This is a genomic window from Calditrichota bacterium, assembly GCA_014359355.1.
Lineage (GTDB): Bacteria > Zhuqueibacterota > Zhuqueibacteria > JANLFK01 > Oleimicrobiaceae > Oleimicrobium.
This window is the reverse complement of the sequence record JACIZP010000302.1, coordinates 1-11,236: the sequence shown is the minus strand read 5'-3', so window position 1 is coordinate 11,236 and position 11,236 is coordinate 1. Positions and strand designations below refer to the sequence as shown.

The following is an 11,236-nucleotide window of genomic DNA, read 5'->3' as shown; positions in this document are numbered from 1 at the left end:
AAAGCGGCATCCAGGAGCGCAAAACAGATGCGCCGCGCCTGCTCCCACTTGCCGGCGGCCCGTAACATCTGCGCCCGCTGTAGGATGAGTTGCGCCGGCACTATCAGCTGCTGCACCGACCATCCGCCGCCGGCCGGCAAATCAAAGAGGTCGGCAATCCAACGCTCCAGCCTCTCTGCTTCGTCGCCCTCTCCGAAAAAGCCCGCCACCTCCGGCACCACCAAGGCGATGTTCGCTATGGTCTCCACCAAGGCGGCTTTCTCCTCCTTGCGCAACAGCTTGCGCAACTCCTGCAGGGAGAGGAAGCTCTGGGGCGAATCCACAAAGGCCAAGGCGGCAGCCACCTGATGGCGGCACAGGCTGCCGCTGACCGGCGAACAGGTGCAGCGGCCAAAGACTTGCTCCCCTTCCACCACCACCTCCACGCGGCACAGTCCGTCAGCCTTGACGGTGGCCAAGAGCCCCGTGTCCGTCCTCAGACGCCCCTTCACTCTCCCCCCTAAGAAGTACTTCATGCCCTGCTCATACTCCTTCGGGTCGGAGAGCGCCTGGATATCTAATGGGGTGATCCTGGTGGGCATGGTGGTCGCTCCTTGTTGCCACTTGTCTCTGCTGCAAATATAGCAACATAGCGGACTTTCGCAAGCAAAATCCGCTGCCGCCGCCACCTGCTGCGCAAAAAAAGAGCCGCCGCGACCTGTCGGCCGCAGCGGCTCCGCTTACCGCTCCTACCGGCGACGAATTACCGCACCAGCGTCATCTTCTTGACGGCAGTAAACTCACCCGCCGTGATCTTGTAGAAGTAGACGCCGCTGGCCATGGTGGACGCGTCCCAAGTGGCTGCATAGGTGCCCGGCTGGTAGTAGCCGTTCACCAGCGTGGCCACCTTCTGGCCCAGCATGTTGTACACGGCAATCGTCACGTTACCCGGCTTGGCAACCGCGAACTTGACCGTGGTCGTCGGGTTGAACGGGTTCGGGTAGTTCTGGTGCAGCGCGTACTCCACCGGAACCGTCTCGCCGGTCCTCACCGCGCTCGGCGCGCCAAAGTACTTCAACGCTTCAATCAGCGGGTTGGACACGTCGTAGGGAATCCAGTGGTACTTCGCCTGACCCGTGTTCAACGCCAACTGGTCAAAGGTCAAGAACACAGTGTGCACGTCGTTGTAGAAGTTGTACAGACCCATGACGTTGTTAGCATCGGCCGAGTCGGCAAACAGCACCGCCGCCGCAGGGTTGGTCGCCGTGATGGCGTCGTTCCAGTTGGAGAAGCCCAGCTCGTAGGCCGAGTCGTAGTAAAGCTGCAGGCTGTCCGCGCAAAAGTCCTTGATGTCTTTCACGATGGGGTGGTCGGTGGCATTCAACGGGTGCGCGTCCTGGTCGTACGGCTGGATATCGCTGACCACTGTGCCGAGGCCAAAGTAGTCGTAGTGGATGTCGCCCGCGGCAAAGTTCAAGTCCGCGCCGCCGCCATACTGGTACGCCCACTCCTGCGAGGACCAGAAGTAGCCCTTGGTGCCGCTGGCCTTCTTGGTGCCCTTCAGCCAGTTCTCCAGCACGTCGTCGAACAGCACCAGTGGCGAGTAGCCGTCCAACTGCACGATCCAGTTGTACTGGTCCACCAACTCCTTGACAGGCTTGCCATCAGCGTCGGTCCACCAGGTGTCGTACAGGTACTGGGTGCCCTTGGGATCTTTGAAGTAGTAGGGCAAGATAAACGACGCGGTGAAGCTATCGTCGTTGTAGATGGCCAACACGTCGTGCTTCTTCTGGAAGTACCCGTAGGTGCCGTGGGTGGACTCTGTCTCGAGGCCGCCCTTGTCCTTGGCCCAGAAGTAGTACTCCACCACATCGCCCGGAGCGATGATGCCGCCAGGCACCACGCCTTCCCAGGTGCCCAGTTGGTCCGTGCCCTCCACCAGGGTCATCGGCACTTCGGTGAACGCGCCGCCGTTGACGTTGTAGTACAACTTTGCCTCCGCCACGCCCGCCTTGGCCGGATCAGAGGCGTCGATGTCCTTCATCTCCGCCCGCAAGGGACGCGGGTCGGCACTCAGCACCGAACCATACGGGTCGTAGGTAATCGTGGGCGGCGTGTTCTCATAGAACTCCACCTCGAGCATGAAGATCCAGCCGTAGTGGCGGATGTGCCACCCACCTTTGCCCGAGGTGCCACCACTCGCATAATACTTCAGGCCGCGCCACTCCGGCAGGGCAGTGGCGTCACCTGAGGCAGTGCCAAAGTTCTGGCCGGCGGTGCCAAATGGGGCATAGCAGACGTAGAAGGGGTCGTGGCCCATGTCCGGCTCAAAGCCCAACCAGATCATCGGCGTCCACACCCACTCGTTCTTCACTGCGGTCACCGGGAAGTCGCCCCAGATGATCTCGCCCAGGGGGGGCTGGCCCCAGGAGCTGCCGCACCAATTGCCGGTGGTGCAGCCCAACGGGTGGCTCGCCCAGCGGCCCACCCAGCCCGCGCCGTCCACGCTGTCCTTGGGCCAGGTGCGAATGTCGGCAGCCGCCTTGGTGACAAACAGGTTGAAGCCGTCGTTAAACTGGCCGCTCCACTCGTTAGTCTTGATGCCGATGGATTTGAGGTAGTACGCAGCGGTGGGCTCCTGCCAGAACTGTGCCATGGTGTCGCCAGGTGCCGCACCAAAGTTCACCGTCTCCGCCAGAGGCGGCGCAATGGTGTCGATGATGCCGGCGAACTTGCTCAGGCCGCGCGGCGTGAGCAGCCGGTCCACCGCGCCGTTGGTGAGGTCCTTCTTGGTCGCGTAGATGATGGCGTCCTCATCGACGCCCCGGTACGGCTTCAGCAGGGTGATCCGGCTATCGCTGCCCAGCACCGCCGAGGCCGCCAATAGGAGAATCGTGGTAACTACGAGGGCTCTTCGCATGTGCAAACCTCCTCAGTGAGTTGTCGTCCACAGCTTACCATGCTACCCCCTGCAGATGCGTGGCCTCACCTCCTTTCTTTGCTGGTTTGGCAACGGCTTCCACTCCTGGGCCATCACCTCCTTTCTCCGTCTCGTCACACCTAACTTTCCCAGCAGATTAAAGAGTCACCTCACTCCACCCGACAACTGCCGCCGTCACGAGGGCGCCAGAAGCGCGCCCACTTAGAACTGCACCGACATGGTGAACCACTGGTTGGCGTCGGTGTACTTCACATCGCGGTAGGCGTAGTCAAAGAGCACGTACGTGTTGCCGCCCAGGCTGTAGCGGAGGCCGGCACCGAGGGTGAAGCCGAAGATATAGTCCTCCGCGGCCTGCACCGCCGAGCCGTAACCGCCGCGCAGGTAGACCAGCTTGTTGAAGGCGTACTCAAGGCCCGCCTGCACCTGGTCCACCGAGGCGTTAAAGTTGCGGTAGGAAGCGACCACGGTGAGCGCATGCTCATCGCTCAAGTAGTACGGGTAGCCCAGGCTGATTTCGAAGGTGCTGGGCAGCTCGAACTTCTGCGCCTCAAGGCGAAGGTCCATCGGTTCTGTGCCATACTCGGTGTGGGGCAGGTCCACGGTGCGCTGCAGGTCTTCGCCCACGAACTTCATCATCGGGCCAAAGTTGTTCAGCGTCAGGCCCAGGCGCACACCTGGGGTGCTGATGTACTGCACGCCAAAATCAAAGGCCACGCCACTGGCGCGCATGCGCAGAAAGCTCTCGGAGATGACCTTGGCGTTGGCGCCAAAGAAGATGCGGTCGGTCATCTGCCGGGAGAAGGTCAGCCCCACGGTGACAAAGTTGGGGGTAATGATGCGCCCGGTGCCCTCGGTCTCAAATTCGGTGGTCTCGATAATGTCGCCAAAATCCAGTACCTTGGCACTCACGCCAAATGAGCCGAGGTTACCCAAGCGTGCCGACACGGCGAAGTAGTTGATGCTGGTGTCAAAGATCCACTTTAGATGCGAGAAGGTGGCCTCGGCGGCGGCATCGGTGGCTGCCAGTCCTGCCGGGTTCCAGAAGATGGCCTCGTTGCCGCTGACCAGGGCGCCGTTAGCCCCGCCCATGGCGATGCCTCGCGACCCAACCGGAATGAGCAGCTCCTGCGCGCCAGCGGCCCCCCTCTTGTCCGGGTTGCCGGCCATTGCCAGGCTGCAGCCCAGCGCCACAACGACGAGCAGCACCAGGATTCTTGCTATTCTCATGGTCCAGTTCTCCAAAAGGTTCTCCGTTCACCGTCGTGCCGCTCCTGCAGCCGCCGGGGTGCAGGAGCGGCCACCTACCTGACCAAACGTGCCGTTACAGGTTCCGCAGGCGCTGCTGGCCAAACACGACCGCCAACTTCAGCACCTTGGAGCCCACGCCCGGCACCTCGATATGGGCGATGTACAACCCGCTGGCCACTGGCAAAAAGTTCTCGTTGCGCAGGTCCCAGTCATGGGTCGGCTGCGGGCTGTCATGCTCGATGGTCTGGATAAGGTCACCTGCCAGGTTAAAGATGCGAATGGTGCACTTTTCCGGCAGATTGATGAACCTGACGTGCTCCTGGTGGAGCGTACGCTCCTCGATATTGTGCGCCAAATAGGGGTTGGGGTAGACGTTGATGATGTCCAGACGCTTCTTCGCATCCGACGTCACGTTGCGTTCCACCCCTTTGATGCTGAAGGTCCACTCGTCCTCGCCAGGCACCACCGGCGGCGGGAATTTCAGCCGCACCACGTCGCCAGTCTGCCACTGAACATCGGCGTCATAGGCGAACATCCACGTGGCGTTCTTATCCTGGCCGGTGTAGCCGCAGTTGTGCACCGAGTCGTTGTACTCGGTCCAGAAGACGAACACGGTGCACTTGCCGCGCGGCGCCCAGGTGGCGACAAAGCCGGAGTCGGTGCCCACGAACAACGTGTCGGCAATCTTCTGTGCGTTATCGCAGAAGGCAGAATTCACCTGGACGTTGCGAGTGACGTCCCAGATCTCGAAAGGCACCTGGACCGTGAACGGGTCGCGCGACACACCCCGCTTGGGGTTCTTGGGGTGCCAGAGCATGAAGTTGGCCGGGTCGCCAAACCCATAAAGCAAAGTCGACAGCGAGCCGCCGGAGATCACGTTCCCCAGCGAGTCAACCTTGCCGGTGAAACGGATCTCGATGGTGTTACCCATAAACCTTGGGTCGGTGGTACCCTTCTTGAACGGCCCGTGTATCGCCTTGTTGCTTAACGACTTGTTCTGCTGGTAGGGACCGGTGAGCGAGGTGAGCATGGTGCTGTGACTGGTGAGCGTCACCACCTCGGCCAACCAGGTCTTGCGGTCCTTAGGCTGGGTAAAGTCCAGCCGCCCGGCAATGTAAAAGTCCAGAGGGGCGCCGACCAGCGTGGAGTGGCTGATGTCCTTGTCAATGGTCTTGGTGGCTTCCACAGGCCTCACACGGTCGTAGCCCGACACCACCTGGCCATTACGGTAAAGCGTCCACGTGCAATCGGGGTTGACCTTGATATTGTAGTCGGCGGTGCTAACGCGCAGCGGGTCGACCAGTTGCACCCACCACTCGTAGGTCAGCGAGTCGGCATTCCCTTTTGAGTGCGTCACCGCCACCTCTTCAAAGTCCTTGTGGCTCACCACCGTGCCAGGCTGCGGCTGGTGAGGCGACACCGTCAACACGTTCTTGGAGCTTTCCAGAATCTTCGGCACACCCTTGACGCCAAAGCTATACGCGGTGACGCACACGTAGTAGTTGCGGCCGTTGGCTAAGCGGAATCCCTCATAATCCCTGTCCAAGGTGTAGGTGTAGCTCAAACCGAGGTCGGCACCATAGGCTGCCGGGAGCTCGAGAACAAATCCGGTGTTCGGGTCGTACTCCTCATCCAGCACCGCCATGACGCCATTTTCCGTATCAAAGGTAGCGAGGCGCTTCCATGGACCACCTGGCGAGGCGCCGATGTAGACGTTATAGCCCTCGAATTCGTAACCGAATTCCGTATAGTTCTCGGACTCTTTGCCCCAGGTCAGGAGCACCTTGCGGTCCAGCGGGGTGACCAGCACCTCAGGCGCGCGTGGCGGGCTGGGGACCTTGAAGCCTTTGTCGTAGGCTGCCTGGGCGAACTTGTCGTAGAAGCGCAACACTTCGATGCTGGACAGGCGATTGTTGCCCTGGCCGATGATGAGGCCGGCAACGACGACCTGCGTGTCGCCCTTAGCAATGGTGAACGGCCCGGACGAGATCAGGATGCGGATGTCCTGCGGCGGGGCTTCCATGGTAGAAAGCCAGCCCGTACCCCGCACCGGGTCGCCAGTGTTGAGGAACGTGGTGACTTGCCCAGTGGTCGGGTCGACCCAGGGGGAGCCGTCAGATTTGAGGCCAGCTAAGTAGTTGTACAACTCCTCCGCCCCCTGGGCACTGTAGTTAGGATCGCGGTAGATCGGATGCGGGTTGTAGTACTTTACAAAGGCCGTGGCATCCAGCAGCTTCTTGTTTGGGTACACGCTGCCGTCCGGAAGCTTCACCGTGTCGCCCGGGGAAGGCACCATCGGTCCCCGGAAGAAATCAAAGCCCAACGCGGGCGGGCGATCCCCGTATGTCGCGTCGATGGGGTCGCCGTTGTACACATAGGCCAAGCCGCGCTCCAGGTCGTAGCCGATCAGGTCATCATTGGCGTCGCCGAGATCCACGTCCGACCACACGCCGATATACGCCTGTTCAAGGTTGTCCTGCCCTTTGTTAATAATCGTGTACTGGAAAAAGACCGTATTGCCCAGAGCACCTGGCCTATCGAACGCGAACACCAGCAGGTGTAACTCGATGCCAATCGGCAAGGTGTGGTAGGCGATGTTGTGCAAGTTGGCGTCCAGGTCGTTCATCACGGCGTAGAGCTGCTCGTCGCCATACCACTTGATGCTACCATCGGGGTTCACCGGCGCGCCCTGGTCCACCGGCCATGCACTCCACGGGTCGATGTCCAGAGCTGCGTAACCATTCGGGTAGTCCTTGTGGACCTTGTACACGCGATACTTGGGATCCGCCGGGTTGTCCGGCGTTCCATCCGGTAGAATTAGGCCCGGCTGGTACTCCACATTGTAATCAGCGCACGCCGTGCGGGTGGCACCGCCCACCTTGCCGGCAATCCAGATCCCCGCATTGTAGCAGGCGTACTTGCCGGTACCCTTAGGCCACTCCAGGTCCGAGTTGCCAGTGATGGGGTGGCGGGTAAAGGTGCCGTTATTCATCACCGAGGCCCGGATCTGGTTGACATCGATGTACTTGCAATGGTCCTTGATCATGGACTTGCTCAGCCGACTGGTGGCGGTGCTCTTTGCCACTGCCGTGCTCTGGCCAAACAGCAGCACCGCGAGCGCCGCAACCAGGATGGCGACCGTCGCTTTCTTCATCGTGACTCCTCCTCCACAAGACCTACAGCGTACGTGCTGTGCACTCTTGCCTCGTCACACGCCGTGCCGAGGTGGCCAGGGGCTCACCTCCAGCAAGCGGAGGTGAGCCCAAACGCCATCAATAGTCGATCATCACTCCGAAGCGGAGGATACGCGGCGTGGCCAAGTTCCTCGCACCGGCGCCGCTGAGGGCCTTCTTGGCGTAGTAGAGGCCCTTGCTGCCGTTAATCTGCGCCCACGACTTGCCGTCGTCGGTCAGGAACCAGCCGTTGTCGTGCGGCTCGCCCGTCTGCCGGTAGACGCCGGTCACGTTCTTCCGGTTGAACAGGTTGTAGACCCAGATGTACGGCCGAATCTTGAAGCGCGCCACCTCCACCGTCTTGTCCACCTTCAGGTCAACCCGGTAGTACCAGGGCATCACCGAGGAATTCAATGCCTCCAGCGGCCGAGGCGCGTTCTGGGCAAAGAGCCCGCCCGGGCCCGGCTCGATCTTGGTGTAGCGGCTGCCGCTGTGCATGGTGAACAGCACATTGGCGCCCAAATTGGCCAGGGGCCGCATCCCAAAAAGAATTGGGCCGTCGTCCTTGGTCAGGCGGACATCAACATTGACGTTGCCCACATGGTCCTGGTTCTGCGCCAGGGGCGTGATGATGGTCGGGAAGCGCAGGCTCTGGTCCTGCCAGGCGATGTCAAAGTGGTCCCGGCTGCTGGAGCCTGTGCCCATGGCCTTGGAGTAGGTATAATCCAGAGTGGCCGCAACACGCTTGGTGCGCCGCAGGTTCAGGGCAAACGTCACGCCGGTGGTCGTACCAAAGTCGATATTGCGCAACTCGTAGAACGCACCGTAGCCCAAATTAGGCTCAGGCAACGTCACCCGGATCTGGATGTAGTCGCGAATGTCCTTGTAGAACACCGTCGCCATCAAGCTGGCGTTGTCGCCAATCTGCTGCTTGAGACCAACTTCGTACTGCGTGGTCTGCTCTGGCTTCAGGTTCGGGTTGGGCATGGTGCGGGCGTTACCGCCCTGCAAGAAGCGGCCCACAAGGCCGTGGCTGTCGTAGAGGTCAAACATCTGCGGCAGTTGCACAAACTTGCCAAACTGCGCATGGAAGACCGTGCGGTCGGTGACCGGGAACGACCAGCCCAAGCGCGGGCTCACCTTCCAATACTGCCGCTCCGGGCCGAAGCTCGCGTCGTCCACCAGGGTCCAGGAGTTCAAGATGAGGCGCCGGGGATCCTTGTAGCTCAGTGTGCCGGTGGTCAGGTAGTCGACACGCACGCCGGCGTTGAGGATGAGGTCCTTGAGCTCAATCTTGTCCTGGAGGTAGAATGCCGCCCGCACCGGGTGTTTCGGCGCATCATGGCCGTTCACCTTGCCAATCTGCCCCTGGTCGTTGGTGGCATCATACCAGGTGTCCTTGGTCGTCGGGTTGCCCCAGATGTCGTAGCCATAGTGCGTGATGTTGCTGCGGTAGATGTCATAGTCGGTCTGCGTGTTGGTGGGGTCAATCTCCCGGTCATGCAGCGCCTTGGAGATAGCAAACCCTGGGTTGACGTACCGCCGGATGGTGTAGTAGTTGTACTCAAACCCGGTCTTCAGCTCGTTCCAGTTGTTGAACTGCCACACCAGGTCAAACTTGGGCCCGTAGTTGACCTGCTCATTCTTGCCGTACCCGGAGGTGACCAAGCCGGTAGGCTGCAAAGTGAGAAGACCGTAGAGGCTCAGGGTGTAAGTAAGACCCCAGCCGCGCAGCACCGTGTTGCCGTCTGGGCCGACGTTGTACTGCGGGTCGGCGTACTTCCAATACTCATCCCACAAATCCGGGTCGCCCCACTCCTGGAACCACTTGAAGTAACCGAAGTTGGCGGTGTAGAACAACCGTGGGTTCACCTGATGCGTGACGTTCACGTAGTAACGCTGGTTGTTGGAGATAGTGACGCCGTTCTTCTTGTAATTGACGATGTTGCCCCAGGTGGCGCCACCCTGCTCGCGATCCCAATGGTAGTTGGCACCTACCTTCACACGCACAGGCCGCACGTCCCACACTAGGTTGCTATTCATGTCCCAAGAGCGGTAGCTGTAGCCGGGATAGGGTCCGGGCTTCAACTCTGCCTTGAAGGGGAAGGCACGCTCGTTGGCGGTGCCCTTGCCCCAGACGATCACTGTGTCAACCACAAATCCTTCGTTGAAGGTGGCGTAGCCGCCGTTGTAGTTGCGCTCCCCAGCTACGAAGAAGCGCACATTGTCGTTGGTGAAGGGCACCGGGCCACTGGCCGTCGCAGTGTAGGTATTGTAGCCCCACGACTGCGTGCCCAAGGTGCGGCCGTTCTTCCCCTTGAACACCTCGTCAGAGATAGCTTCGATGTTGAAGTGGTAGTCCTTCTGGCCAGTTTTGGTGGTGGACCACAACACACCGGCGTTGGCAAAGCCGTACTCGGCATTGAACCCGCCCGCCTGGAAAGTCACCTCCTCGATGGCGTTGTTAATCACCGAGGCCACGTTGGCACGACCGTCGACCAGCCGCTGGGTCATCACGCCGTCGATGTAAGTGACCGTCTCTTCGCTACGGCTGCCGCGCACGTACTGGCCATCTGCTACCGCCGAGGAGAGCTGCATGGCCACCGCCACACCACGGATGGGAATGTTCTGCAGGTCTTCGGCTTGGATGGTCTTCACGGTGTTGGTGACGTGCTTTTCGATGATTGGGCGCTCCGCCACGATAGTGACCACCTGGCCCTCGAGGACGGTGGGGGAGAGCTCAAAGTCGCACTCGGTGGTGAGGTCGGCAGAGACGCGTTTGTTACTGACCACCACGGTCTGGTAACCCATCATCTGCGCGCGCACGCTGTAGGTGCCCACGGGCACATTGAGGATGATGTAGTAGCCGTTAATGTCGGTGGCCGCGCCCATCATCGTGCCTTCCAGGATGATGGCAACCCCGGGGATGGGGTCCTTGGTGTCCTTGTCAATCACCCTTCCCCTCACTTTGCCGGTGGTGCCTGCGTACATCAGCGCCGGAATCGTGAGGAGAACAACAGCGAGAGCGAAAGCCTTTTTGCGCATGGTCTCAGCTCCTCTGGTTTGGTGACACCCCCTGGCTTCTGCCCCCCGAGCTACCGTCGTTCCCCTTTCTGTCCCACCCTGGCCACAATGCACTCCTCTCCAAACAGAAAAGGGCCTGTCGATTTACTCGTAGCCCATTTTGCAAACAGCCAAGCTGTCTTGCCCTGACCACCTCCTTTCTGCGGTACTTGCACTTTGGCAACGTGCAATATAACCCAAAAAACGTAATTTGTCAAGATTTTTTTTTGCAGATGTGTAGCATTTCGCGCCTTTTTCTCCTCATCGCAGGCGCAGCAGCCTCACCGTGCGGCGCTCGTGGGGGGTGCGCACACAGCCAACGTACAATCCCGCCGGGAGTTCATAGCCGCGCTCGTCACGCCCATCCCACCACACCTCGTGCCGCCCGGCAGACAACAGCCCGTGCACTAGCACACACACCCGACGGCCGGAAAGATCAAACACGCTGAGCTCCACCTCGCTGGGAGCAGGCAGCGTAACCAAGAGCCTTGTGCCACCGAGGAATGGGTTGGGCCAGTTCTGAGCAAGAACAAAGTCGGCAGGAGGCAGCGCGCGCTCCGAACGGCCCACGGCAAGCGGGCCTTTACGGTAGCAGGCAAGTCCCAGCGTGGTCGCCACCCAGAGCGCACCGCGCTGATCAACGGTCGTCTCGTAGACAAAGTTGTGAGGGAGCGGCGAGTTGTGCGAGTTGAACACCTGCCAGGTTGTGCCATCAAAGGAGGCCAGGCCGGCCGAAAAGGTGCCTACCCATACGGTGCCGTCGTGATCAACACAGAGGGAGTAGATGCTGTCGCACGGAAGGCCAGAGTTGCCGTGCGTGTACACCTGCCAA

At 60.6% G+C, this 11,236-nt stretch carries 6 protein-coding genes; all 6 read right to left on the bottom strand.

The annotated features are described in order from the left end of the window. Positions 1–581, bottom strand: a 581-nt coding sequence (locus tag H5U38_12920; GenBank protein MBC7187929.1) for a hypothetical protein, incomplete at its 3' end; no start/stop codon positions are given. Positions 582–742: 161 nt separating this feature from the next. After that, on the bottom strand, positions 743–2,899 hold the full coding sequence (locus tag H5U38_12915) for a T9SS type A sorting domain-containing protein (GenBank protein MBC7187928.1): 2,157 nt from the start codon (positions 2,897–2,899) through the stop codon (positions 743–745). 222 nt (positions 2,900–3,121) lie between these two features. Further along, entirely contained in the window at positions 3,122–4,147 is a 1,026-nt protein-coding gene (locus tag H5U38_12910; protein ID MBC7187927.1) for a PorV/PorQ family protein, read from the bottom strand. Between the two features lie 94 nt (positions 4,148–4,241). Next, positions 4,242–7,322, bottom strand: coding sequence for a T9SS type A sorting domain-containing protein (locus H5U38_12905; GenBank protein ID MBC7187926.1), 3,081 nt, complete (start codon positions 7,320–7,322; stop codon positions 4,242–4,244). Between the two features lie 118 nt (positions 7,323–7,440). Further along, positions 7,441–10,386 carry a TonB-dependent receptor gene (locus H5U38_12900; GenBank protein MBC7187925.1) on the bottom strand — a complete coding sequence of 982 codons (2,946 nt, stop codon included), beginning with the start codon at positions 10,384–10,386 and terminating at the stop codon, positions 7,441–7,443. Between the two features lie 279 nt (positions 10,387–10,665). Further along, the coding region (locus H5U38_12895) for a hypothetical protein (protein MBC7187924.1) at positions 10,666–11,236 on the bottom strand (571 nt) is incomplete at its 5' end.

Bases quoted from the DNA above. Each gene is read 5' to 3' on its own strand.
- H5U38_12915 (MBC7187928.1), bottom strand. From the start codon at position 2,899: ATGCGAAGAGCCCTCGTAGTTACCACGATTCTCCTATTGGCGGCCTCG.
- H5U38_12910 (MBC7187927.1), bottom strand. From the start codon at position 4,147: ATGAGAATAGCAAGAATCCTGGTGCTGCTCGTCGTTGTGGCGCTGGGC.
- H5U38_12905 (MBC7187926.1), bottom strand. From the start codon at position 7,322: ATGAAGAAAGCGACGGTCGCCATCCTGGTTGCGGCGCTCGCGGTGCTG.
- H5U38_12900 (MBC7187925.1), bottom strand. From the start codon at position 10,386: ATGCGCAAAAAGGCTTTCGCTCTCGCTGTTGTTCTCCTCACGATTCCG.